The organism is Senegalia massiliensis, from assembly GCF_900626135.1.
GTDB lineage: Bacteria > Bacillota > Clostridia > Tissierellales > SIT17 > Anaeromonas > Anaeromonas massiliensis.
Genome location: NZ_LR130785.1, coordinates 1,525,681 through 1,550,246 on the forward strand (window position 1 = coordinate 1,525,681; position 24,566 = coordinate 1,550,246).

The following is a 24,566-nucleotide window of genomic DNA, read 5'->3' on the forward strand; positions in this document are numbered from 1 at the left end:
ATGATTTTATGAATAAAAGAAAAATTATTTTAGTAACTGATGGCGATGAAAAAGCTAAAAAAGCAATAGAAGTAGCAATAAAAAATGTTGATGGAAGATGTATTTCAAAATCTTGGGGTAATCCAACTAAATTATCTGGTAAAGATATTGTTGATTTAATAGTTACTGCAGAATATGATCCAGTTGCTGTTATGGTAGATGATAAAGGAGATCCTGGATATGGAGTAGGGGAACAAGCATTAAGTGAAATAGTAGGTGATGATAGAGTAACTATTGCTGGAGTTGTTGCAGTAGCTTCAAATACTGAGGGAGTAAATGGTATTGAAGTGGATTATTCTATTGATTGTAGAGGAGAAAAAGTTGAAGGTGGAGTTGATAAAGAAGGAAATGCTACTGGGGAAAAGAGGTTGTATGGTGATACTGTAGATATATTAGAAGTATATGAATTTCCTTTGATAATAGGTATAGGTGATATTGGTAAGATGAATGGTTCTGATGATTGCAAAATAGGGGCACCTATTATAACAAAGGCTTTTACTGATATATTAAATAGAAAGGAGTTATAAATGAAACTTTTTCAAAAATATCAGGAAAATATTGATTATTTGACTGATAAATTAGGAGTAGGAAAGAGTTTTGACGTTGTAAAAAGAGATATTACAATTGGTGGCAAAAATGCATCTATATTTTTTATTGATGGGTTTGCTAAAGATGATATTATGCTTTTTATAATGGAAGAATTGCAAGGAACTAAGCATGATGAAATAGTACCAAATGTATTACAAAAATTAATTTCAAAGAAAATACCTTATATTGAATGTACTGAATCAGATGATTATAAAGAAATAGAATATATGATACTTTCTGGTGCATCTGTACTTTTTGTAGAAGGTGTTTATAAGGCGATAGTTCTAGATACAAGAACTTATCCTGCTAGAGGTCCAGAAGAGCCAGATTTAGAAAAAGTGACTAGAGGATCAAGAGATGGATTTGTTGAAACTATTATATTCAATACAGCCCTTGTGAGAAGAAGAATTAGAGATCCTAATTTGCGATTCGAGATTTTTAATGTAGGTAGAAGAACTAAAACAGATATTGTAGTAGGATATATTGAAGATATTACTAATGATGATTTAGTGAAAAGTATAAAAGAGAAATTAAATCAAATAGATACAGATTCTCTTATAATGGCAGAGAAGAGTTTAGAAGAATATATTTTAGGGAAAACTTTTAATCCATTTCCACAAGCTAGATTTACAGAAAGACCAGATGTAACAGCAGCTCATTTATTGGAAGGACATATTATTTTAATAGTGGATACTACACCTAGTGTAATGATTTTACCAGTTACAATTTTTCATTTCACACAACATGCAGAGGATTATTATCAAAATCCTACAATTGGAACATATATGAGATGGGTAAGGTTTTTAGCAATATTCTTTTCACTTATAGCAAGTCCATTATGGCTTGTTCTTGCAAATAATACTAATTTTTTACCTCAAGCTTTAAGCTTTATTGGTCCTAAAGAAATAGGAGAGATACCACTTATAATTCAATTTTTGATTTTAGAAGTTGGACTAGATATGCTTAGAATTGCATCTATTCATACACCAAATGCATTAACTACTTCTCTTGGTATAATTGGAGCCTTGTTATTAAGTGATTTTGCTGTTAAGGTTGGATGGATTATACCAGAAACTGTATTATATACAGCAATATCAGGTATTGGGATGTTTGCAACTCCTAGTATAGAATTTTCTCTTGCTATGAGGTTATTTAGAATATTATTACTTATAGGTGGAGGTTTTTTTGGAATCTATGGATTCCTTATAACCTTTCTAATTTTCTTAATAACTCTTTATAAAACTAAATCTTTCGGAGGAATCAACTATTTGTGGCCTCTCATTCCATTTAATGGAAGAGCATTTTCTACTATAATTATGAGAAAACCAATCCCAGAAGTAAAGTTAAGACCAGAAATATTAAGGACTAAAGATAAAACAACAAAAAAATAAGGAAGGCATATGCCTTCCTTATTTTTTTGTTGTTTTATTATTCTTTTGGTGGTGGAGTAGTAGGATCTTCTGGTTTCGTTGGTGGGTTATTAGGATCTTCTAGGTCATCACCAGTACCTTCATCGCCTCCATCGTCTTCATTACCACCATTATCATCACTGTTACCATTATCTTCTTTATCTTTATCTGGCTTTTTATCATCTTCTTTATCTTTGTCTTCGTCCTTATCTTTATCTAAGATATCATCAATAATATCTTTTATAGGATTAGAATCTTTTGTATGAACATCACAAACTTCAGTAGGAACTTCGTACTTAGAGTCTATAGGTTTTATACTACCTTTATATGGGACTGGTCTTTGTATAAATACACGATTTTCAACTACATCATCTGGACAATACTCGTTAGCAAGTTTTCCAGTTGAAGTATCTACTTCTACTGATACATGAACATCACATCTTTCACGAGGTTCAGTACCTGCTACAAATAATTCTGTTCTAACACGACTACCTCTTGGATCCTTAGAACATAATTCTGTAGGAAGTTTTCCAGAATCTATACATACTTGTCTAGATACAATTCCTTCTGGTCGTTTAAAGCTTTGATTATCTAATCCTTCATGAACTGTTTTCATTATATTTCCCCAAAAACTAGATGCAAGTTTACTTGATTGTGTAAGTTCAATTGCAGGACTATCATTTCCTATCCACACTGCTGCAGAGTAATATGGAGTATATCCTGCAAACCAAACATCAACTTGATTATTAGTTGTACCAGTTTTACCTGCTACACTCATATTAGCAAAATTAGCATTAGTTCCTGAACCAGAATTAACTACAGTTTGTAGCATGTCAGTCATAATATATGCAATTTGTGGACTAACTACTGTATTTTGCTTTGGTTTATTGTCTATTATAACTTCACCTTTATTATTTTCAATTTTTGTATAAACAATAGGTTCTGTATAGACACCATTATTAGCTAAAGCACCATATGCTGCAGTCATTTTAAGTGGAGTTACACCTTTTGTCATACCACCTAGAGCAAGAGCAGCTAAGTTTTCGTCTGAACTACCATTTATAGCTTCATCTGCAGAGATAAAAGTATCATTTGATGGATTATCTTTATTTATTAGTCCAAACTTAGTTAGATAATCTATTGAAGAATTTATTCCTACTTTTTCTAAAAATTTAACTGCAGATACGTTATAAGAATATTGAATTGCTTTTCTCATTGGTGTTAAACCATAAAATCTTCCTGTAGAATAGTTTTTAGGCCAAATTTTACCATTTGAATACCTAGGAACATCATCAATTACTGATGCTGCTGTAAACCCATTATCTAAAGCTGGAGTATATATTGAAAGTGGCTTTATGGATGATCCAGGTTGTCTTGGACCATTTGTTGCCCTATTAAATACTCTTTGACCCTCAGAATCTCTACCACCAACTATTGCTTTTACTTGTCCAGTTTTAGGATCCATTATTGTAATAGCAGATTGTGGTTGAATTACACCTTTTTCATTATTATAGAATCTATCTTTAGATATATATAGTGTATTATCAACTATTTTATAAAAATCACTATGTTCCTTTAAATATTCTGCTTTTATAGTAAAACTTTCATCTTCTTCATTTACAGTATAATTTTGTTTATCAACACTAAGTGACCATGTTGGATGAGTATAAATTGTACCATCTTTTTTAGTAAAATAATCAGTTACATCTAAATTTCTATAATTTATTTTAGGAGACTTTATTGTTAAATTACCTTGTTCATCAATATTATACGAGTCTTTAGATAAATATAAGTTACCTTCATTATCTAGTAGGTTTTCTTTTTGATAGTAAGCTATTTTTCCATAACTATCAATTATATTCCCACCTCTAGTTTTGTAATTTAATCTTAGCCATGATTTACTTCCTACATTTTCTGTAAATGATTTGTAAATATCTTCGATTTTTTCTTGCATTTCTATATCTACTGTAGTATAAATTTTAAGACCATCTTTAAACAATGCTTCTTCTGCTTCTTCTTCTGTATATCCAGCTTTTGAAATTAGGTCTTTTTTCACTTGATTTTTAACAAAATCAGTATAATAAGAAGTTTCTATGTTTTCATTTTTCATTTGACCAGGATTAATAAGTGAAACAACATCCTCATCTAATGCTTCATTATATTCTTCCTCTGTGATTTTACCTTGTTCTTTCATAAGAGAAAGAATTGTTTTTTGTCTGTTTATTATATTTTCATTAAATACTGCTACATATTGTTTACCTATAACTTCTACAGTACCTACTACATTCATATTATCTTCTTCTAAATTCTCTGGATCTATCCTCTTAAATAATTGATAGTCATTTGGAGATTTAGTTATACCTGCAAGTAATGCAGATTCAGCAAGTGTAAGGTCTTTGGCATCTTTATTAAAGTATGTTTTTGATGCAGCTTCAACTCCATAAGCACCTTGACCAAGGTAAATTGTATTTAGATAAGCTTCTAAAATATCATCTTTAGATATTTCACGCTCCATCTTAACTGCTAGGTACATTTCAGTAATTTTTCTTGTAAAAACTTTTTCTTTTGTAAGATACAAGTTTCTAACTAATTGTTGGGTTATAGTACTTGCTCCTTCTTCAAGAGAACGAGTTTTTATATCTACAACTATAGCCCTTGCTATACCCTTTAAATCTATACCAAAATGTTCTCTAAATCTTTCATCTTCAACTGACACAAATGCATCTTTAACAAAAGGTGACATATCTTCTAAATTTACTATTGTTCTTTTTTCTTCTGTTAGAACTTCTTCAATTAAAGTTCCATTTTGATCATATATCTTTGAGTTTTCACTTAAAGCATTTATATCACGTGATGGATTTATTTCTGGTGAATCTTTTATTACACCAAACAAGATTCCACCTACAGTACCTACAGAGATAAAGACAAATAAGAGAAATACTACTAATATAGTTTTAAGTATTATATTTCTTCTTTTATTATCTTTTTTTGATTTATCTTTTTTTGTCTTATCTCTTTTGGTATTTTTTTCATTAGACATTTATGAACCTCCTCTAACATTAATAAAAATAAATATTATTAAATTACAACAATTATATCATATAAATATAAAAACAAATAATTATTAAATAATATATTTTATTAATTATACTATAAATATTGCCATTAGAATATATTATATAACAAAATTATTATTTGGTAAATTAAGAATGGCATCTTCATATAATGATTATAGGAGTGATTATAATGAGGAAAAGTCCTTTTAAAAAAAGATATTTTGTTTTAGTTTTTTTTATAGTAATTATTATTTACAGCTTTTTAATAGTTGATAAAAATATAAGACCTACAATACTTGCTATAAGTCAAGTTAAAGCAAGAATGGTAGCAACACAAGCTATAAATGATGCTGTGAAAGAAAATATAGGAGAAGAAATAAAATATGAAGATTTAATACATTTAAGATATGATAATGAGGGTAAATTAAGAACTATACAAAATAATACTATGATGATGACAAAAATTTCTTCAAATATAGCATTGGCAGTTCAAGATGAGATAAGACAAATTGGAATAAAAAAAGTAAAAATACCTTTAGGTAATGCAATGAACAGTCAATTATTATCTCAATATGGTCCTAAAGTTAGTATGAAAATGACACCACAAGGCTCTGTTACTGTAGATTTCACAACAGAGTTTGAAGAATCTGGGATAAATCAAACAGTTCATAGGGTAATTTTAATAATAAAGACAAATGTTAGAATAATAGTGCCTTTAGCTACAAAAACAGAAGAAGTCCTTACAACTATACCTATTGCAGAAACAGTTATAGTAGGAGATGTACCTGACAGCTATATTTCTGTACCAGAAAAAGATTTTTTGAATGTTGTTGATTAAAATTTATAGTTTTTTTGTTATACTATAATTAAAAGAAGAATGAGGTGTTTTAGTGGAAAGACAAATAGAAGAAAAAGTACTTTTAGTTGGAGTAAATTTAAATAAAAGAAATGAATTTGATATTGAAAGTTCTATGGAAGAATTGAAAGAATTAGTTATAGCAGCAAATGCTGAACCTATATCTACTGTTGTTCAAAATAAAGATAGAATCGATAGTGCTTTTTATATTGGAAAAGGTAAGGTACAAGAAATTTTAAATTATTGTGAGGAGTTAGATATAGATACTGTTGTATTTAATGATGAATTAACAGGAGCTCAAATTAGAAATATTGAAAATGTTTTGGAAAGAAAAGTAATAGATAGAACCACACTTATATTAGATATATTTTCAAGGCGTGCTAGCACAAAGGAAGGTAAGCTACAAGTAGAATTAGCTCAATTAAAGTATAGATTACCTAGACTTACAGGATTTGGGAAAGAACTTTCTAGATTAGGTGGAGGGATAGGTACAAGAGGCCCAGGTGAGAAAAAATTAGAAACTGATAGAAGACATATAGAAAATAGAATTGATGAAATAAGAAGAAGATTAAAAGAGGTTGAAAGTGTAAGAGAGATAAAAAGACAAAATAGAATAGATTCTGAAATACCTATAATAGCTCTTGTAGGCTATACAAATGCAGGTAAGTCCACTCTTTTTAATGAACTTTTAAAAGCTGGAACTGATTATAATAATGAAAAAGATGTCTATACTGAAGATATGCTTTTTGCAACATTAGATACTACTCTAAGAAAGACTAATTTGCCTAATGGTCAAAAAGTTCTTGTAATAGACACAGTTGGATTTGTTAGTAAATTACCTACACATTTAATAGCTGCATTTAAAGGTACTTTAGAAGAGGTTAATTATGCTGATGTAATAGTTCATGTAGTAGACGCTACAAATAGTGATTTTGATATACAAATAAAAACTACATTAAATATACTGAAAGGTTTAGATACAGAAAACAAACCTATTATTACAGTATTTAATAAAATTGATCAAAAGAGTATTGAAGATATAGGATATAATATAACAGGAGAAAAGTTATATATTTCTGCTAAAGAAAATATCAATATTGATAAATTGTTCGATTCAATTGAAAGAGCTTTGGAAGATAAATTCTATAGTACAAAAATACTTTTACCTTATAATAAATCTGATATAACTTCTTATATTTTAGATAATTATAATCCAAAGAAAGTATCACATACAGAAGAAGGTACTTTTATAGATGTAGTGCTTAATAAGAAAGATTATTTTAAATATAAAGAATATGTAGTTGAGTAAGGTGATATTATGCTTGGTAAGTGGAATGAAATAGATAATATGGAGAGTTTTCAAATAAGTTATCTTTTATATCTTGAAGGGAAAAGTATTGATATAATATCTAAAATTAGAAATTTGCCATATAAAGAAGTTGAAAAGCATATTATAGAAGCAAAGATTAAATATCAAAAAAAGAAAAAACAAGATAAGTTAATAAAGATTATTTCTATGAGCAAGTCAAAAAGAATTGAGTATTTAAAAACACTTACAAATGAAGATGAAAGAGATTTAGTTGAACAGATTTATAAAAGATATATAAAATTTAAAAATACTGAAGATAGAATGATATTAATATGGTTAATAGGAGAGTTAAAAGATGAAAAATTAGTTCCTTTTTTACTTATGGAATTAAAAAGTAAGAATGTAAATTATAGAAGGTTATCAGTATCAGCACTAGGTAAGATGGCTAAAAGTGAATATAAAAATATATTTGAAGAATTTTTCTTTGATGACAATCCTCAAGTTAGACAATATGCAATTAAATCTACTCGAAATATAGGAGATATGCATACTATAAAATTATTGGAAAAAATATTAAATGATAAAAATGAAAAAGATTATGTAAGACGTGCAGCAAAAGATGTTATCAATTATTTGGTAAAAATATAAAAATCAATTGAATTTTCTGATAAATTATTATATGATGGTATTAATAATAAAGAGGAGGTTTTAAATATGCTCTTGAGAAATTGTGCTGGTGGTGTGGTGTTTTATGAAGACAAGGTTTTTATTCTAAAAAATGAAAAGGATGAATGGATTCTTCCTAAAGGCAAAATTCAAAGTGGGAATTTAGCTATTGAAACTGCTAAAATTAAAGTAAAAGAAGAAACTGGGTTAGAAACTATTCAAATAGTATCACCAGCAGGTGAAACAAATTATGAATTTTATTCTTTATCTAGAAAAAAACCTGTTTGTAATGAAATTATATGGTTTATAATGGAAGCTAAGTCATTGGAATATGATATAAATAATAAAGAGTTTAAAAATGGTGTTTTTTATGAAATACAAGAAGCAATAGAAAAAATCACTTATAGCCAAGATAAATCATTAGTAAGACTTTCTCATAAAAAATATTTAAAACTTAAAAATGAAAATTTAGCTATAGTATAAAAGGGCTTAGGCCCTTTTTTATGTTATAATGTTTTATAAAAAAGAAGGGAGATTAAATGAAAGATATATTTAAAACAATACATAAATTTGGAGAAGATTATTTTTTAGAGAAAAAATCAAAATTTATTGGTTATGCAAAACCAGTAGAATCTGAAGAAGAAGCTTTAGAATTTATAGAACAAATAAGAACTAAACATAAAGATGCAACACATAATGTATATGCATATGCTATAGGTGAAAATAATAATATACAAAGATATAGTGATGATGGTGAGCCAAGTGGAATTGCAGGTATACCAATTTTAGAAGTTATAAAAAAGGAAGATCTTAGAAATATAGTAGTAGTTGTAACAAGATATTTTGGTGGTATAAAATTAGGTGCTGGAGGATTAGTTCGTGCATATACTCATGGTGCTAAAATTGCTCTTGAAAGTGCATCAATAATAGAAAAAATTATTTATAAAAAAATAAAAGTAAGGTTTGATTATACTTTTAATGGTAAAATAGAAAATGTTATAAATAATTCTTCATATTTCATAGAAGATATAAGTTATGATGATTCTGTTAATATGATTCTTTTATCTAGAAAAGAAAAACTAGAAGATTTAAAAGGTCTATTATTAGATATAACCAGTGGAGAAGTAATAATTAAAGAATTAGGTGAACAATATTTATCATTTGAAAATAAAAAATTAATAAAATGATGATGTTTTTAAAAAAATAAAAAGGGTAAAAATTATTCAGGAGGTAGATTTTATGAATAAAAAAGATATGTTAGAAAAAAAAGTTTGGGCAGTATTAGGTGTCACTCCTAATGAGAGTAAATTTGGATATAAAATTTATAAAAAATTAAAGGATCATGACTATAAAGTTTATCCTATAAATCCAAAATACGATGAAATAAATGGAGAAAAGTGCTATGAATCTATAGAAGAATTACCAGAAACACCAGATGTATTAGATTTTGTAGTTCCTCCTCAAGTAAGTTTAAGTGCATTAGATGAAGTAAATAAAAAAGGAATAAAAAATGTTTGGTTCCAGCCTGGAACATCTGACAAAAATGTGATTGAAAAAGCAAAAGAAAATAATCTTAATATAGTAGAAGATTGTGTACTTGTAGCTCTTTCATAAAAAAGACAATGAGTTTTTACTCATTGTCTTTTTTATGAAAGAATTGATAGATACCTATAAATAGCATAAATACACCAAAAATTTTTCTAAGGAGTGATTGATCAATTTTTATGGCAATAAAACTTCCGATAATAGACCCGATTATTCCTGGTATAATGATATATAATATAATATTTGTAACTATATTTTTATTTTTATAATGAATTATTAATGCAATTATAGAAGTAGGAATAAAGACAATTAAATTTGTACCTTGAGCTTGTGTTTGACTTAGTCCTATAAAAAGAATTAAAGATGGTATAAGTATTGTACCTCCACCGATTCCCATCCCACCTAATATTCCGGATAATAGACCAATAAATATTAACTTCATAATATTATCATCCTAATTGAAATATAAATTATTAGAAGACTAAAAGATTTTCTTAAAATATTAATTGGAATTTTATTTAATAATTTAGCCCCTATAAATCCACCTAAAATTGCACCTATAGAAATTAAAATTACTATATTAAAATCTATTAAATCATTTCTAATATAAATATATGTACTTATAAAAGATAATGGTAAAATAATTGATATTGCAGTTGCATGAGCTTTATGTCTCTTTATATTTAATATATAAATTAATGAAGGTACTATTATTAGTCCCCCACCTGATCCAAATATTCCATTTATAAAACCTGTAATTAAACCAATAAAAATTAATATTATTTTATTTTTCATTTAAATCACCTTTATAATGTTATATAAATATAATATTAACTAAAGTTTAAAAACATATTCCTTGACAAAGGCTAATTTATACAATAAAATAAACACATATAAATTGGTAGGAATTAAAGTATTTAAATGAGGAGGATAAAAATGAAAACTGTAAATAATATTCTTGAATTGATTGGTGAAACACCAATGGTTAAATTAAACAATATAGTAGATGGTGATAGCGCAGAAATATTTGTTAAGTTAGAATCTTTTAATCCAGGGAGTAGTGTAAAAGATAGAATTGCATTTAATATGATAGAAATGGCAGAAAAACAAGGTGAGTTAAAAAAGAATTCAACTATTATTGAACCAACTAGTGGAAATACTGGTATAGGGCTTGCTATGATAGGTGCAGCTAAGGGATATAATGTGATATTAGTTATGCCAGATACTATGAGTACAGAAAGAAGAAATTTACTTAAAGCATACGGTGCTGAACTTGTACTTACACCAGGTGAAAAAGGCATGAATGGAGCTATACAAAAAGCAAAAGAATTAAAAGAGAAAAATGGTTATTTTATGCCTCAACAATTTATGAACAAAAATAATCCTGAGATTCATAGAAAAACTACAGCTGTAGAAATACTTAGACAAACAAATGGAGATATAGATGCATTTGTAGCAGGTGTAGGAACTGGAGGAACTATTACTGGTGTTTCTGAAGTATTAAAAGAAAAAAATAAAGATATAAAAATAATTGCTATAGAACCTAGTGAGTCAGCAGTTATGAGCGGAGAAAGTCCTGGTCCACATAGAATACAAGGTATAGGGGCAGGATTTATACCAGATGTATTAAATATGGATATAATAGATAAAATCTTAAGAATAGATGGAGAACAAGCGGTTAAGACAACTAAGGAAGTAGCTAGAAAAGAAGGATTGTTAGTAGGTATTTCTTCTGGTGCTGCTATAAATGGTGCTATAAAAATTGCAAAACAATTAGGAAAAGGTAAAAAAGTTTTAGTAATGGCCCCTGATAGTGGAGAAAGATATCTAAGTACTGATATTTTTAGCTAATGATATCTTTTTTCTTTATAAAATCATTATATTGTGTTAGAATATTAATTGTTTTATAAAGGGATAAAGGAGTGATTTAAATGGCTGGACATTCAAAATGGGCCAACATAAAGCATAGAAAAGGAAGACAAGATGCAAAAAAGGCTAAAGTTTTCACTAAATTAGCTAGAGCTATTACTGTAGCAGTAAAAGAAGGTGGAGACGATCCAGAATATAATGCAGAGCTTTCTAATGCTATAGAAAAGGCAAAGGCTGAAAATATGCCAAATGATAATATAGATAGAGCAATTAAAAAAGGTTCTGGAGATTTAGATGGTGCATCATATGAAGAAATTACTTATGAAGGCTATGGACCTAATGGAGTTGCTGTAATGGTTCAATGTTTAACAGATAATAAAAATAGAACTGCAGCAGATATAAGGCATTATTTTTCTAAGTATAATGGTAATCTAGGTGCAACTGGTTGTGTATCCTTTATGTTTGATAGAAAAGGAATACTTATAATAGATAGAAATGAAGATATAGACGAAGAAGAAATAATGCTTAATTCAATTGAAGCTGGTGCTGAAGACTTTGTAGCAGAAGATGAATATTTTGAAATTACAACTTCTCCAGAAGATTTTAAAGATATTAGAGAATCATTAAAGAGTGAAGGATATAAGTTTTCTACAGCAGAGGTATCTTTTATTCCTCAAACTCAAACTAAACTAGAAGAATCTAAAGATATGAATAATATGGAAAAACTTATAGATGCATTAGAAGATAACGATGATGTTCAAGAAGTATATCATAACTGGGAAATGCCAGAAGAAATGGAATAAATATTTAAAACACCTTCAATTTTATTGTTTTAAAACAATAAAATTGAAGGTGTTTTTTTATTTCCTCTAAATTTTTGTAATATATCTTTAGTCATAGAATATACTTTTAAAAATAACAAAAATAAAAATTTAGAATAAAGGGGGAGGTTTTTAATTTATTTTAGATAAAGAATTTTAATAAAAGGGGGAATTTCATTGAAAAAATTTATAAGTATTTTATTAGTTTTAATTATGATTATAAGCTTGTCAGCATGTGGAGATAATTCAGAAAATTCAAAATCTGGACCAGAATCTTCATGGAAGATTGGTATTATGACAGGTACCGTATCTCAGAATGAAGAAGAATATAGAGCAGCTGAAAATGTATTAGAAAAATATGGTGAAGACAAAGTAGTTATACAAACATATCCTGACCAATTTATGAAAGAGCAAGAAACAACCATTGCAAATATTGTAAGTATGGCTTCGGATCAGGACATAAAAGCCATTGTAATAGTACAAGGTGTTCCAGGAACATCAGCAGCTATAGATAAGGTTAGAGAAATGAGAGAAGACATATTATTTATAGTTGGTACTGCTGGAGAAGACCCAAATATGATAGCTTCTAAAGCTGATGTAGTATTTCAAATGGATGAATTAGGCATGGGTACAGCTGTTGTTGAACAAGCAAAAAAACAAGGTGCTGAGACTTTTGTTCATTATTCATTCCCTAGACATATGTCATATGCACTACTAGCTCAAAGAAGAGATTTATTTAAACAAACTGCAGAAAAATTAGATATGGAATTTGTAGATGCTACTGCACCAGATCCTACAGGTGATGCAGGTGTATCAGGAGCACAACAATTTATATTAGAAGATGTTCCGAGAAAAATAGAAGAATATGGAGAAGATACAGCTTTATTTGCAACTAATTGTGCAATGCAAGAACCTCTTATTAAATCAGCATTAAATGAAGGGGCAATTTTACCACAGCAATGTTGTCCATCTCCATTCCATGGATATCCAGGAGCATTAGGAATAGAAATTCCTGAGGATAAAAAAGGTGATATAAATTATGTATCTTCTGAAATATCTAAAAAAATCGAAGAAGGTGGAGGAGAAGGAAGATTTTCTACATGGCCTGTACCTATGAACATGATGTTTGTTGAGGCAGGAGCAGAATATGCAAAAGCATATCTAGAAGGTGATATTGAAAATAGGTTAGACACAGATAAAATAACAGAAGTATTTTATGAGTATGTAGAAGAAAGAGCCGGAGTAGAGCCAAGTATGACTATTGTACCTTATACTGACGAAAATACAGGGAAAACTTACGATAACTATTTGATGGTATTGTCTGATTTTATAGATTTCTAATAGTTAATAAAAATAAGGTTGCCTGTACTTTGGTAACCTTATTTAATTACTCTTTGATAAAATAAGGGGGTATTAATTTGAGTGATTATATATTGGAAATGAAAAATATAGAAAAAGAATATTTTAAAAATAAAGTTTTGAAAAATATAAATTTATCAATTAAATCAGGAGAGATACATGCTATATTAGGTGAAAATGGTGCAGGAAAGTCCACGTTAATGAACATATTATTTGGTATGCCAGTTATACAATCCACAGGAGGATTTTCTGGAGAGATAATGATTGATGGAGAAATAGTAAATATAGATTCACCAAATGAAGCTATGAAAAAGGGAATAGGAATGGTTCATCAAGAATTTATGTTGATCCCTGGTTTTACTATCACTGAAAATATTAAATTAAATAGAGAAAAGACAAAAAAGAATATTATAAGTAAAATATTTGGAGAAAAATTAGAAACATTAGATAATAAAGCTATGAACAAAGATACAAGGATAGCATTAGATAAATTGGAGATAGGCTTAGATGAATGGATATTAATCGAAGGATTACCTGTAGGACATAAACAATTTATTGAAATTGCTAGAGAAATAGACAAAGAAAATATTAAAATATTAGTTTTTGATGAACCAACAGCAGTTCTTACAGAAAGTGAATCAGAAAATTTATTAAAAGCAATGAAAAAATTAGCAAATTTAGGTATAGCGATTATTTTTATTACACATAGATTAGATGAAGTTATGAAGGTTTCAGATAAGGTAACAGTTCTTAGAGATGGGGAATTAGTAGTTTGTAAAGAAAAGAAAGATACTCATATTTTAGAATTAGCTGAACTAATGGTAGGTAGAAAAATTAAAAGACTGTCCAAAAAAGAAAGTGAAACTAGTTCAGAAAGTGAAGATCAAGATATAATATTATCATTAAGAAATTTATATGTAAATATGCCAGGGGAAAGTACAAAAGGTATAAATATTGATGTTAAACGAGGAGAAATATTGGGTATTGGGGGACTTGCTGGTCAAGGCAAAATAGGAATATCAAATGGGATAATGGGACTTTATGAAACTAAAGGAGAAATAATCATTAACAATAAAAAATTGAAATTAAATAATACAGTAGAATCTTTAAAACATGGTTTAGGTTTTGTTTCAGAAGATAGAAGAGGAATTGGATTATTATTAGATACTTCTATTGAAATGAATATTGCACTTACTGCTATTCAAATGCAGAAAAAATATATTTCTAAATTTGGCCCTTTTAGTCAAATTTCTAAATCTGATATTAGAGAGCACTGTCTTACAATGATTACTGATTTAGATATAAGATGTAGAGGACCAGAACAAATTACTAGACGCCTTAGTGGTGGTAATCAACAAAAAGTATGTATAGCTCGTGCATTAACATTACAACCTGACATTTTATTAATATCAGAACCTACAAGAGGTATAGATATTGGTGCTAAAAAATTAGTTTTAGATTTATTATATAAATTAAATGAAGAGCTAGGCATGACAATAGTTATGACATCTAGTGAATTAGCTGAACTTAGATCTGTATGTAATAGAATTGCAATAATCACTGAAGGTCAGGTAGAAGGTATATTAAGTCCTGATGATGAAGATTCAAAATTTGGCTTAATGATGGCAGGAGAATACAAAAAAAGTAAAAGGGAGGCTTTTTAAATGGTAAGTGTATTTAATAAGACTAAAAATGCTTTAGGGCTTCCAAGGATGATTATAATTACTTTTTTTATTTTACTTATAATTTCAGCGCATTTTTTAAAGTTACCAGTCAATTTATTATTAGAAGATACATTAGTAAGAATTGGAATGAATGGAGTATTAGTACTTGCTATGGTTCCATCAATATTGTCTGGTATAGGGCCTAATTTTGGATTGCCATTAGGTGTAATATGTGGTTTGTTGGGGGGATTAATAAGTATTGAACTTAATTTAACTGGGGTAGAGGGGTTTTTAGCAGCTATAGCTATTTCTATTCCTATTGCAATAATTGTTGGTTATTTCTATGCCAAAATATTAAATGCAGTAAAAGGATCAGAAATGATGGTTGCAACATATACTGGATTTTCGGTAGTATCATTAATGAGTATTTTATGGATATTAATGCCATTTAAAAGTCCTGAAATGATTTGGCCTATAGGAAAAGGGCTTAGGGTTACTATTTCTTTAGATGGAAGATATGCACAAATTTTAAATAAATTTATGTCTGTTTCTATTGGAAATATAACTATACCGACTGGGCTTTTAGCATTCTTTTTAGCATTATGTTTTTTAGTTTGGGTATTTTTACGAAGTAAAGCAGGTATAGCTATGAAAGCAGCTGGAGAAAATCCTAAATTTGCAGTAGCGTCTGGCATTAATGTAAATAATGCAAGAATAACTGGTACAATATTATCTACTATTCTTGGTGCTATAGGTATATTAGTTTATGCTCAAAGTTATGGTTTTTTTCAGTTATATCAAGCTCCATTAATGATGGCATTTTCTGCAGTAGCTGCAATTTTAATAGGGGGAGCTTCAGCTGGAAAGGCAAAAATAAGTCATGTTATTCTAGGAGTTTTATTATTTCAAGGATTACTTACAATATCATTACCAGTAGCTAATAAAATAGTAAGTGAAGGAAATTTATCTGAGGTAGCTAGGATGATTATTCAAAATGGTATCATCTTGTATGCTTTAACTAAAGTAGGAGGTGATAGTTAATATGTCAAATCAAAACACCTTAGAAAACACAGGAAAGAAAATGATATTTAATAATATAGTTACAATTATATTTGTTATTTTATGTCTTATAGGAGTTCAACTATCTAATTTACCCATATCATTTATAGTAAATGAATTGATAACAAGAATTACAAGAAACTCATTTTTAGTATTATCTTTAATAATTCCAGTGCTTGCAGGTATGGGATTAAACTTTAGTATCGTTGTAGGAGCAATGGCAGGACAAATAGCTATAATATCTGTGACACATCTAGGTATTACTGGATTTAAAGGATTCATATTAGCTATAGCTATATCATTTCCTATTGCTTTATTATTCGGATTTCTAACTGGGAAATTATTAAATAAAACAAAGGGACAAGAAATGATTGCTAGTATGATTACAGGGTTTTTTGCTAATGGTGTCTATCAATTAATATTCTTATTTTTAGTAGGTACATTAATACCTATGAAAAATCCAGTTTTAATGTTAAGTGGAGGAGTAGGTATAAGAAATACTATTGATTTATCAAAGGGAGTTAAACCTACAGGTATAAAATACGCTTTAGATAATATTTTAAAGCTACCCTTATTTAATATAGTATTAATTTGTTCTATAATAACCATTATAATTTATTCTTTTATTTATATAAGAAATAAAAGAAGTAAATACAAAGTAAATTATAATAAATTTAAATATATATTTACTATGATAATGATGGTGTTACTTATAATATTATCTTTATATATAAAAACTAGTAATTCACTATTAAATATGACTAAGGTACCTGTTATAACCATATTTGTAATATTTGTTTTGTGTCTTTTTAATGTATTGATTGTCAAAACGAAAATAGGTCAAGAATTTAGAACAGTAGGTCAAGACAAACAGATTGCTAAAGTTTCTGGTATAAATGTAGATAAAATAAGAGTTTTAGCTATTGTAATATCTATAGTTCTAGCAGCTTGGGGACAAATTATATTCCTTCAAAATCTAGGAACTTTAAATACCTATGGTAGCCATGAACAAATAGGAATGTTTTCAATAGCAGCATTACTTATAGGTGGAGCTTCAGTTTCTAAAGCAACTATAGGTCAGGCAATACTTGGTACAACATTATTCCATACACTATTTATAGTATCTCCTCTAGCAGGAAAGAATTTATTTGGTGATGCGCAAATTGGAGAGTTTTTCAGAGCATTTGTAGCTTATGGAGTAATAGGAGTTTCTTTGGGGTTACATGCTTGGAAAAAAAGAGTAGAATTAAAAAGAAAATAATATATATAAATAAAACACTTTCTAGAAAGTGTTTTATTTATATATATTATTTTACTCTTAAATGTTGAAAAAAATATGATATAATAGTATAATAAATATTCGAGTCTTTTTTTGTCGAAAAAATTTTATTGAAGGTCTATTAAATAATTTTCAAGTAATTTTTTAACGATAATCATAAGGATTATACAGAGATATACGAAAAATAAAGTTTTAAAATCCCATGGAGTCAGAATTAATGATAGAGCCATACCCACTGCTGGAGGGTGCTCTGTATTAGTTATGGTCATTACAAACATTGTAGCACCTACTGATAAGGCTCCTGTAATCATATAAAGGGTATTTAAATTTATTGTTTCGATTATATCTATTAAAAACATTGATAACAAATGAAATATTATACCAAAAATTATACCAAGAGTATATCCACCAAGAATATTTTTACCTTTTGCAGAATGGGTTTTTGGCATAGTAAAGACAATAAAAGTAGTAGCACCTAAACTTGCTATTACTGTAGTATAAACAAAGTAGTTTAGAAATAACAATATGAACATTATTGATATAGTTGCTAATACGCATTGTAATATATATCTTTTAATATTATCTTTAAATTTAGAATCTAAAAATTTAATGACAAACACTCCTTGAATTTTAATAAATTTAACTATATATTATCATATTATGAAAAAATAAAAAATAAATCAATAAACAGGTTTAGATTATTTTATACTGGCAATAATTTCTAAAGAAGGAGGGATGGATTTGCAAACTTCTGCAGTGGAACCTTGGGAACTATATGAAGGATTGAAAAATAAATTTTTATTTAATAATGATATAAACTCAATACATATTTTATTGTCATTATATGATTTAGAAAAAAATATTAGTAATATTTATCCTCAATATATTTGCACTAAAAATATTGAAAATAAAATAAAAAAATTATTAAGAGATAGAGAAAATCCACGTGCTATTGCAAGATCAATTACTAATGTTATTAGAGAAGATATTGATAGAATTGAACTTTGCTTTTATATTGAAGGATATAAATATGGATTTTATAATAATAAATGGATTAATGTATTAGAAGAACTTGCATTGAAGTATTTTGATTTAGATATACTTTATGACAAAAGATATTTATTTCATTTTAATTATGCAAACACTGAAATAAATAAAGTTAGAAATGAAATAAAAGAAGAGATAGATATAAACGAAAGTGTAAGAAATGAATATAAGCATCTTATAAAAATATTTGCAGAAAAAGTAATCCATTCAAAATTGAAATATATTGATAATTATGTAGACAAACAATTAAAACTTGTGTTTAATCCAGATAAGCTTAATATAAAAGAAGAGAGCATTTGTCTTACGCAAGATGAATTAGAAAAAATATATGATGTTTTAGTTAGAGAATTAATTAAAAACCTCATGAATATATTTAAAGGATCATGTTGGTATGCACTTAACGATAGAGTATTAAAGAGATACCCCTATTAAGAACTATAGAGTTTATAAGTTCAATAGGGGTTGAAAATTGTATATAAAATGTTTTTTTGGAAATAATATCTTCCAAGAAAGGATGAAGATATTATGAAAAATTCTTATAAAATGTTCTATTTGTTTTTAGGACTTACTTTAGCTGTGGTTTTATTAATATTTAGTTTTCTAGATAATAGATTAGAAAATAAAAATAAAGATGAGAATATAGCTAAAAATCAAAGCATAAACAAAGAATTATCACAAGAAATTAATGTTAAACCTCAAGAGAAAATAAATAAAAATACAATTATAGAATATGAAAATTATTATACTGAATGTGAGCATGTAGTAAGAAGCTTTGAGTTAGATAAGAAAAAATATATAGATATGGGTAGAGATGAATTTAGAAATAATTTTAAAATAGAGTTTTCTACTAAAATCATAAGATTTGACTCTGAGAGAGTAATAGTGCGAATAGATAAAAATTTTTTATGCCCAAATCATTATGTTGTAGGCGAATATGAAGGATATGTTTCCATATATAAGATAAATGACAAGGGAGAAAGAGTATTATTTAAAAAGTTAGATCAATCTATAGAGTTTCTAAGTGATTTTGATAAAAACAAATTAAAAAAAGGTATTATCGTTGACAGTATAGACGATATTGGTGAGATAATAGAAAACTTCATAAGTTAAAACTTATGAAGTTTTCTATTATTGCTTTAAATGTGATAGAATTATATATTATAAATATTTATTAGGAGTTGAACAAATGAGAATATTTGGTATAGATCCTGGCATAGCCATAGTAGGATATGGTGTTATTGACTATAAAGGAAATAATTTTAAAGTTGTTGATTATGGTGTAATAACAACCCCTGCTAGTATGAGCCCACAGCAGAGATTAAAAAAAGTATATGATGAGCTTACAAATATATTAATAGAATATAAGCCTGATGCTGTAGCAATTGAGGAATTATTTTTTAATAAGAATGTAAAAACAGCAATACAAGTTGGACAAGCAAGAGGGGTTGAAATACTTGCTGTTATGAATCAAAATATAGATTTATTTGAATATACTCCATTGCAAGTAAAACAAGGTGTTGTCGGTTATGGTAGAGCTAAGAAAAAGCAAGTTCAAGAAATGGTAAAGATGTTACTCAATTTAAAAGAAATTCCAAAGCCAGATGATGCGGCGGATGCTTTAGCTGTTGCTATTAGTCATGCTCATTCTGGACAATTTGATAAATTATTTGAAATGAAATAATGGAGTGAATAAAATGTATAGATATATAAAAGGTATAATTGAAGAAATATCTGAAGATTTTATAGTTATAGATAATAGTGGAATTGGATATAAGATACATACTTCTGTAAATACAATAAAAGATATTAAAATAGGAGAAGAAGTTAAAATTTATACTTATTTAAATGTCAGAGAAGACGATATGAGCTTATATGGCTTTGGTATGAAAACAGAACTTGAATTATTTTTAAAATTAATATCTGTTTCAAAAATAGGACCAAAAGTAGGTCTTGGAATTTTATCTGCATTATCTGTAGATCAAATAAAATATGCTATTATAAATGAGGATGCAAACAAATTATCAGAAGCACCAGGAGTAGGTAAAAAAACAGCTAATAGAATGATATTAGAGCTTAAAGATAAAATAAAAGATTATAACATAGAAAATGTTGAAATGTCTAATTTAAATGTTAACTCTAATTATGATGAATCAATAGATGCTTTAGTTGCTCTTGGGTATACTAAATATGAAGCATCTAATGTAATATCACGTATAGATACTAAAAATTTAAGTACTGAAGATATAATAAAGTTATCTTTAAGTGAATTATCAAAAAGATAAGAGGGGATAATTATGGATGAAAAGGAAAATAGAATTGTCACAAGTAGTGCTAAAACTGAAGATTTTGATATAGAATCTACATTAAGACCTAAATTATTAGAAAATTATATTGGACAAGATAAAGTAAAAGAAAAATTGAAAATATTTATTGAAGCAGCAAAAATTAGAAATGAATCACTTGATCATGTGCTTTTATATGGTCCACCAGGTCTTGGTAAAACTACACTGGCTAGTATTATTTCAAATGAAATGAGTGTAAATATAAGAATAACATCTGGTCCTGCCATAGAAAAAGCTGGAGATTTAGCTGCTATACTTACCAATTTAGGTGAAGGAGATGTACTCTTTATTGATGAAATTCATAGATTAAATAGGAGTGTAGAAGAAATACTTTATCCTGCTATGGAAGATTTTGCACTAGATATAATAATAGGAAAAGGTCCTAGTGCAAGATCTATAAGACTTGATTTATCTAAGTTTACACTTATAGGAGCAACTACTCGTGCAGGGCTTTTAACCTCTCCTTTAAGAGATAGATTTGGTGTTATGTGTAAATTAGATTATTATAGTATAGAAGATTTGAAAAGTATAATTATAAGGTCTGCTGGTATACTTGGTATAGAAATAGATTCTGTAGGAGCATTAGAGATAGCAAAAAGATCTAGAGGAACACCAAGAATAGCAAATAGGATATTGAAAAGAGTTAGAGATTATGCTGAAGTAGTAGAAAATGGTGTAATAACAAAAGAAGTAGCTGATAAAGCTCTAGATTTATTAGAAATAGATGAATTAGGTCTAGACAATATAGATAAGCGCTTATTACTTTCTATAATTCATAAATTTTCTCATGGTCCAGTAGGCTTAGATACTTTAGCTGCTACTATTGGTGAAGAGAGAAATACTATTGAAGATGTGTATGAACCTTATTTATTACAAATTGGATTTATAAATAGAACTCCAAGAGGAAGGGTAATAACTAAAAGATGTTTAGAACATTTTAATATTAAAGGTGATTAGTAAAATGGATATAGGAAAAAATATTATTATAATAGGATTAATTATTGTATTAATTAGGGTTATTATTAAGTATTATTTTGACTGTAATTATAAATATTATTAGAAAATTATTTTGATTTATTATATATTTAAGTAATTAAGTAAAGGAATGATTTGATGAAAACTAGTGATTTTTATTTTGATTTACCTGAAGAATTAATAGCACAAACACCACTTAAAGATAGAGAGAAATCTAGACTATTAGTTTTAGATAAAAATAATGATGATATAAAACATAAAAATTTTTATGATGTAATAGATTATTTAAATGAAGGTGATTTATTAGTATTGAATAATACTAGAGTAATACCTGCAAGACTTCTTGGTAAAAGAGAAAATACAGGTGGTAAGGTTGAGTTTTTATTATTAAACAACATAGAAGGAGATAATTGGGAAACCTTAGTTAAACCTGGGAAAAAAGCGAAGATTGGAGATATTATTGAATTTGGCGAAGGTATTTTAAAGGCTGAAATAATAGATATAAAAAAAGGTGGAACTAGAATGGTAAAGTTTATTTATAAAGGTATATTTAATGAAATATTAGATAAATTGGGAGAAATGCCACTACCTCCATATATAACTGAAAAATTAAATGATAGAGAAAGATATCAAACTGTATATTCAAAAGTAGAAGGATCTGCTGCAGCGCCTACAGCAGGGTTACATTTTACAGAAGACTTATTAGAAAAAATTAAAAATAAAGGTGTTAAAATTGCTTATATAACACTTCACGTAGGACTTGGTACTTTTAGACCTGTAAAAGTTGATGATGTAGAAGGACATAATATGCATTCTGAATTTTATGAGGTATCCAAAGAAACTGCAGAATTAATTAATAGTGTTAAACAAAGTGGAAAAAAGGTTATATCTGTAGGTACAACATCTACTAGAACACTTGAATCAGTAAGTGATGATGATGGAAAAATAAAAGAGTCAAAAGGTTGGACTGATATTTTCATATATCCAGGATATAAGTTTAAAGCTATTGATGGACTAATTACTAACTTTCATTTGCCAGAATCAACATTAGTAATGTTAGTAAGTGCTTTAGCAGGTAAAGAAAATATACTAAATGCATATGAAGAAGCTATAAAAGAAAAATATAGATTTTTTAGTTTTGGAGATGCTATGATTATAATTTAGTTTAGGAGTGAATATATTGACAATAAAGTATGAATTTATAAAAAAAGAAAAAAATACAAATGCAAGACTTGGAAAAATTACTACACCTCATGGTGAAATAGAAACCCCTATATTTATGCCTGTAGGAACTAAAGCTACAGTTAAAGCTATGACTCCTGAAGAATTAAAGGATATGAATGCTCAAATAATATTAAGTAATACTTATCATTTATATTTAAGACCAGGGCATAAGCTTATAGAAAAAGCTGGGGGACTTCATAAATTTATGAATTGGGATAGACCAATACTTACTGATAGTGGAGGATTTCAAGTGTTTAGTTTAGGTGATTTAAGAGAGATAGAAGAAAAAGGAGTTCATTTCAGATCCCATATAGATGGTTCTAAGCATTTCATAAGTCCAGAAAAGTCTATTGAAATTCAGAATTCTTTGGGTTCAGATATTGCAATGGCATTTGATGAATGTCCACCATATCCTGCAGATAGAGATTATGTGAAAAAATCATTAGAAAGAACTACAAGATGGGCTAAAAGGTGTAAGGATTATCATAAAAAGCCTGATACTCAAGGGATATTTGGAATAGTACAAGGGGGGATGTATAGAGATCTAAGGGAACAAAGTGCAAAAGAGATAATAGATTTAGATTTTCCGGGATATGCAGTAGGAGGGCTTAGTGTAGGTGAACCTGCTGAGTTAATGTATGAAGTATTAGATTATACTGTTCCACTTCTGCCAAAAGATAAACCTAGATATCTTATGGGAGTAGGTAGTCCAGATTATTTATTTGAAGCAGTAATTCGTGGTATTGATATGGCTGATTGTGTACTTCCTACAAGAATTGCAAGAAATGGTACTGTGTTTACGAGTAGCGGAAGATTAGTTGTGAAAAATGCAAAATATAAAGAAGATTTTTCTCCATTAGATAGTGAATGTGATTGTTATGCATGTAAAAATTATACAAGAGCCTATATAAGACATTTATTTAAAGCAGATGAAATACTAGGGGCTAGACTTACAACTACTCATAATTTATATTTCTTAATAAAACTTATGGAAAATATAAGAGAAGCTATAAAACAAGATAGATTATTAGAGTATAGAGAAGAATTTTATAAGAAATACGGATATTTAAAATAAAATATATAAAAAAAGGTTCAAGTCTATTGAAAAAAACATATAAAAAATATATAATGAATATATTATGAATTGAAAGGAGTGTATATAATAATGGATATATTAAGAGCATTTGCATTTCCAATAGCATTACTTGTTATATTTTATTTTCTTCTTATTAGACCACAGCAAAAAAAGGATAAGAAGATACGTGAAATGAGAAGTAATCTTGTAGTAGGTGATCATATTACAACTATAGGTGGTATAGTTGGTAAGGTTACAAAGATAAAAGAAGATGACATTACAATTGAAGTTGGTGCTGACAAAACAAAATTTGATGTTAAAAAATGGGCAATAGGTAACAAAGTAAATCAGAGTGACAATAATTAAAGACTAGCTTAAGCTAGT

26 protein-coding genes are annotated in these 24,566 nt (G+C 27.9%); 22 read left to right on the plus strand and 4 right to left on the minus strand.

Annotation, left to right across the window (positions count from 1 at the left end; all coding sequences use genetic code 11):
- Positions 1-8 precede the first annotated feature (8 nt).
- The gene (locus tag E0D94_RS07590) at positions 9-566 is read left to right on the plus strand and encodes a stage V sporulation protein AE (RefSeq protein ID WP_130806714.1); all 558 of its coding nucleotides are present in this window, start codon (positions 9-11) and stop codon (positions 564-566) included.
- Positions 567-2,018: a spore germination protein gene (locus tag E0D94_RS07595; protein ID WP_130806716.1), complete on the plus strand. Its 1,452-nt coding sequence runs from the start codon at positions 567-569 to the stop codon at positions 2,016-2,018.
- Between the two features lie 37 nt (positions 2,019-2,055).
- On the opposite strand, the gene E0D94_RS07600 is transcribed toward E0D94_RS07595, so the two are convergent.
- The gene (locus E0D94_RS07600) at positions 2,056-5,076 is read right to left on the minus strand and encodes a penicillin-binding protein 1A (protein WP_130806718.1); all 3,021 of its coding nucleotides are present in this window, start codon (positions 5,074-5,076) and stop codon (positions 2,056-2,058) included.
- Positions 5,077-5,282: 206 nt separating this feature from the next.
- On the opposite strand from E0D94_RS07600, the gene yunB reads away from it, so the two are divergent.
- From yunB to E0D94_RS07630, 6 genes are all read left to right on the plus strand, one after another.
- Positions 5,283-5,930 carry a sporulation protein YunB gene (gene yunB, locus E0D94_RS07605; RefSeq protein WP_130806720.1) on the plus strand — a complete coding sequence of 216 codons (648 nt, stop codon included), beginning with the start codon at positions 5,283-5,285 and terminating at the stop codon, positions 5,928-5,930.
- 52 nt (positions 5,931-5,982) lie between these two features.
- Positions 5,983-7,257, plus strand: a complete 1,275-nt coding sequence (gene hflX, locus E0D94_RS07610) for a GTPase HflX (protein WP_130806722.1) — start codon at positions 5,983-5,985, stop codon at positions 7,255-7,257.
- A gap of 9 nt (positions 7,258-7,266) precedes the next feature.
- Positions 7,267-7,905: a HEAT repeat domain-containing protein gene (locus tag E0D94_RS07615; protein ID WP_130806724.1), complete on the plus strand. Its 639-nt coding sequence runs from the start codon at positions 7,267-7,269 to the stop codon at positions 7,903-7,905.
- 66 nt (positions 7,906-7,971) lie between these two features.
- Complete coding sequence (locus E0D94_RS07620) at positions 7,972-8,406, plus strand: NUDIX domain-containing protein (protein ID WP_130806726.1); 435 nt, start codon at positions 7,972-7,974, stop codon at positions 8,404-8,406.
- Between the two features lie 56 nt (positions 8,407-8,462).
- A complete protein-coding gene (locus tag E0D94_RS07625) occupies positions 8,463-9,110 on the plus strand; it encodes a YigZ family protein (protein WP_130806728.1) in 648 nt (215 codons plus the stop codon).
- 52 nt (positions 9,111-9,162) lie between these two features.
- Positions 9,163-9,537, plus strand: a complete 375-nt coding sequence (locus tag E0D94_RS07630) for a CoA-binding protein (RefSeq protein WP_130806730.1) — start codon at positions 9,163-9,165, stop codon at positions 9,535-9,537.
- Between the two features lie 16 nt (positions 9,538-9,553).
- Here the strand turns inward: E0D94_RS07630 and E0D94_RS07635 are convergent, their stop codons facing one another.
- Together E0D94_RS07635 and E0D94_RS07640 are read right to left on the minus strand one after the other, a co-directional pair.
- A complete protein-coding gene (locus E0D94_RS07635) occupies positions 9,554-9,910 on the minus strand; it encodes a sulfite exporter TauE/SafE family protein (RefSeq protein ID WP_130806732.1) in 357 nt (118 codons plus the stop codon).
- A complete protein-coding gene (locus E0D94_RS07640) occupies positions 9,907-10,263 on the minus strand; it encodes a sulfite exporter TauE/SafE family protein (protein WP_130806735.1) in 357 nt (118 codons plus the stop codon). Before E0D94_RS07640 ends, E0D94_RS07635 begins: the two co-directional genes overlap by 4 nt.
- Positions 10,264-10,404: 141 nt before the next feature.
- Between E0D94_RS07640 and cysK the strand changes: the two genes are divergently transcribed.
- The 6 genes from cysK to E0D94_RS07670 all read left to right on the plus strand — a co-directional run bounded on the left by cysK (position 10,405) and on the right by E0D94_RS07670 (position 17,501).
- Positions 10,405-11,319, plus strand: a complete 915-nt coding sequence (gene cysK, locus E0D94_RS07645; protein ID WP_130806738.1) for a cysteine synthase A — start codon at positions 10,405-10,407, stop codon at positions 11,317-11,319.
- Between the two features lie 80 nt (positions 11,320-11,399).
- Complete coding sequence (locus E0D94_RS07650; protein ID WP_130806740.1) at positions 11,400-12,140, plus strand: YebC/PmpR family DNA-binding transcriptional regulator; 741 nt, start codon at positions 11,400-11,402, stop codon at positions 12,138-12,140.
- A gap of 195 nt (positions 12,141-12,335) precedes the next feature.
- Positions 12,336-13,499, plus strand: a complete 1,164-nt coding sequence (locus E0D94_RS07655) for a DUF3798 domain-containing protein (RefSeq protein WP_242620498.1) — start codon at positions 12,336-12,338, stop codon at positions 13,497-13,499.
- A gap of 77 nt (positions 13,500-13,576) precedes the next feature.
- Positions 13,577-15,181: a sugar ABC transporter ATP-binding protein gene (locus tag E0D94_RS07660; protein WP_341274565.1), complete on the plus strand. Its 1,605-nt coding sequence runs from the start codon at positions 13,577-13,579 to the stop codon at positions 15,179-15,181.
- A complete protein-coding gene (locus tag E0D94_RS07665) occupies positions 15,182-16,222 on the plus strand; it encodes an ABC transporter permease subunit (protein ID WP_130806742.1) in 1,041 nt (346 codons plus the stop codon).
- 1 nt (position 16,223) lies between these two features.
- Positions 16,224-17,501, plus strand: coding sequence for an ABC transporter permease subunit (locus E0D94_RS07670; protein WP_130806744.1), 1,278 nt, complete (start codon positions 16,224-16,226; stop codon positions 17,499-17,501).
- Positions 17,502-17,626: 125 nt separating this feature from the next.
- On the opposite strand, the gene E0D94_RS07675 is transcribed toward E0D94_RS07670, so the two are convergent.
- On the minus strand, positions 17,627-18,139 hold the full coding sequence (locus tag E0D94_RS07675; protein ID WP_130806746.1) for an HPP family protein: 513 nt from the start codon (positions 18,137-18,139) through the stop codon (positions 17,627-17,629).
- 115 nt (positions 18,140-18,254) lie between these two features.
- Here E0D94_RS07675 and E0D94_RS07680 point away from each other — a divergent pair, with 115 nt between their 5' ends.
- The 8 genes from E0D94_RS07680 (at position 18,255) to yajC (ending at position 24,548) form a co-directional block, all read left to right on the plus strand.
- On the plus strand, positions 18,255-18,998 hold the full coding sequence (locus E0D94_RS07680; RefSeq protein WP_242620499.1) for a hypothetical protein: 744 nt from the start codon (positions 18,255-18,257) through the stop codon (positions 18,996-18,998).
- A 93-nt stretch (positions 18,999-19,091) separates the two neighbouring features.
- The gene (locus E0D94_RS07685) at positions 19,092-19,676 is read left to right on the plus strand and encodes a BofC C-terminal domain-containing protein (RefSeq protein WP_130806749.1); all 585 of its coding nucleotides are present in this window, start codon (positions 19,092-19,094) and stop codon (positions 19,674-19,676) included.
- A 76-nt stretch (positions 19,677-19,752) separates the two neighbouring features.
- Positions 19,753-20,247, plus strand: a complete 495-nt coding sequence (ruvC, locus tag E0D94_RS07690) for a crossover junction endodeoxyribonuclease RuvC (protein ID WP_130806751.1) — start codon at positions 19,753-19,755, stop codon at positions 20,245-20,247.
- Positions 20,248-20,260: 13 nt separating this feature from the next.
- A complete protein-coding gene (gene ruvA / locus E0D94_RS07695) occupies positions 20,261-20,848 on the plus strand; it encodes a Holliday junction branch migration protein RuvA (protein ID WP_130806753.1) in 588 nt (195 codons plus the stop codon).
- A 12-nt stretch (positions 20,849-20,860) separates the two neighbouring features.
- Positions 20,861-21,865 (plus strand): Holliday junction branch migration DNA helicase RuvB, encoded by a 1,005-nt coding sequence (gene ruvB, locus E0D94_RS07700; protein WP_130806755.1) that lies wholly within the window; start codon positions 20,861-20,863, stop codon positions 21,863-21,865.
- Between the two features lie 156 nt (positions 21,866-22,021).
- A complete protein-coding gene (gene queA / locus E0D94_RS07705; RefSeq protein ID WP_130806757.1) occupies positions 22,022-23,047 on the plus strand; it encodes a tRNA preQ1(34) S-adenosylmethionine ribosyltransferase-isomerase QueA in 1,026 nt (341 codons plus the stop codon).
- A 16-nt stretch (positions 23,048-23,063) separates the two neighbouring features.
- Complete coding sequence (gene tgt, locus E0D94_RS07710; protein WP_201750476.1) at positions 23,064-24,182, plus strand: tRNA guanosine(34) transglycosylase Tgt; 1,119 nt, start codon at positions 23,064-23,066, stop codon at positions 24,180-24,182.
- 90 nt (positions 24,183-24,272) lie between these two features.
- Entirely contained in the window at positions 24,273-24,548 is a 276-nt protein-coding gene (gene yajC, locus E0D94_RS07715; protein WP_130806759.1) for a preprotein translocase subunit YajC, read from the plus strand.
- Positions 24,549-24,566 lie beyond the last annotated feature (18 nt).

Bases quoted from the DNA above. Each gene is read 5' to 3' on its own strand.
- E0D94_RS07590 (WP_130806714.1), top strand. From the start codon at position 9: ATGAATAAAAGAAAAATTATTTTAGTAACTGATGGCGATGAAAAAGCT.
- E0D94_RS07595 (WP_130806716.1), top strand. From the start codon at position 567: ATGAAACTTTTTCAAAAATATCAGGAAAATATTGATTATTTGACTGAT.
- E0D94_RS07600 (WP_130806718.1), bottom strand. From the start codon at position 5,076: ATGTCTAATGAAAAAAATACCAAAAGAGATAAGACAAAAAAAGATAAA.
- yunB (WP_130806720.1), top strand. From the start codon at position 5,283: ATGAGGAAAAGTCCTTTTAAAAAAAGATATTTTGTTTTAGTTTTTTTT.
- E0D94_RS07615 (WP_130806724.1), top strand. From the start codon at position 7,267: ATGCTTGGTAAGTGGAATGAAATAGATAATATGGAGAGTTTTCAAATA.
- E0D94_RS07620 (WP_130806726.1), top strand. From the start codon at position 7,972: ATGCTCTTGAGAAATTGTGCTGGTGGTGTGGTGTTTTATGAAGACAAG.
- E0D94_RS07625 (WP_130806728.1), top strand. From the start codon at position 8,463: ATGAAAGATATATTTAAAACAATACATAAATTTGGAGAAGATTATTTT.
- E0D94_RS07630 (WP_130806730.1), top strand. From the start codon at position 9,163: ATGAATAAAAAAGATATGTTAGAAAAAAAAGTTTGGGCAGTATTAGGT.
- E0D94_RS07635 (WP_130806732.1), bottom strand. From the start codon at position 9,910: ATGAAGTTAATATTTATTGGTCTATTATCCGGAATATTAGGTGGGATG.
- E0D94_RS07640 (WP_130806735.1), bottom strand. From the start codon at position 10,263: ATGAAAAATAAAATAATATTAATTTTTATTGGTTTAATTACAGGTTTT.
- cysK (WP_130806738.1), top strand. From the start codon at position 10,405: ATGAAAACTGTAAATAATATTCTTGAATTGATTGGTGAAACACCAATG.
- E0D94_RS07650 (WP_130806740.1), top strand. From the start codon at position 11,400: ATGGCTGGACATTCAAAATGGGCCAACATAAAGCATAGAAAAGGAAGA.
- E0D94_RS07665 (WP_130806742.1), top strand. From the start codon at position 15,182: ATGGTAAGTGTATTTAATAAGACTAAAAATGCTTTAGGGCTTCCAAGG.
- E0D94_RS07670 (WP_130806744.1), top strand. From the start codon at position 16,224: ATGTCAAATCAAAACACCTTAGAAAACACAGGAAAGAAAATGATATTT.
- E0D94_RS07680 (WP_242620499.1), top strand. From the start codon at position 18,255: ATGGATTTGCAAACTTCTGCAGTGGAACCTTGGGAACTATATGAAGGA.
- E0D94_RS07685 (WP_130806749.1), top strand. From the start codon at position 19,092: ATGAAAAATTCTTATAAAATGTTCTATTTGTTTTTAGGACTTACTTTA.
- ruvC (WP_130806751.1), top strand. From the start codon at position 19,753: ATGAGAATATTTGGTATAGATCCTGGCATAGCCATAGTAGGATATGGT.
- ruvA (WP_130806753.1), top strand. From the start codon at position 20,261: ATGTATAGATATATAAAAGGTATAATTGAAGAAATATCTGAAGATTTT.
- ruvB (WP_130806755.1), top strand. From the start codon at position 20,861: ATGGATGAAAAGGAAAATAGAATTGTCACAAGTAGTGCTAAAACTGAA.
- queA (WP_130806757.1), top strand. From the start codon at position 22,022: ATGAAAACTAGTGATTTTTATTTTGATTTACCTGAAGAATTAATAGCA.
- yajC (WP_130806759.1), top strand. From the start codon at position 24,273: ATGGATATATTAAGAGCATTTGCATTTCCAATAGCATTACTTGTTATA.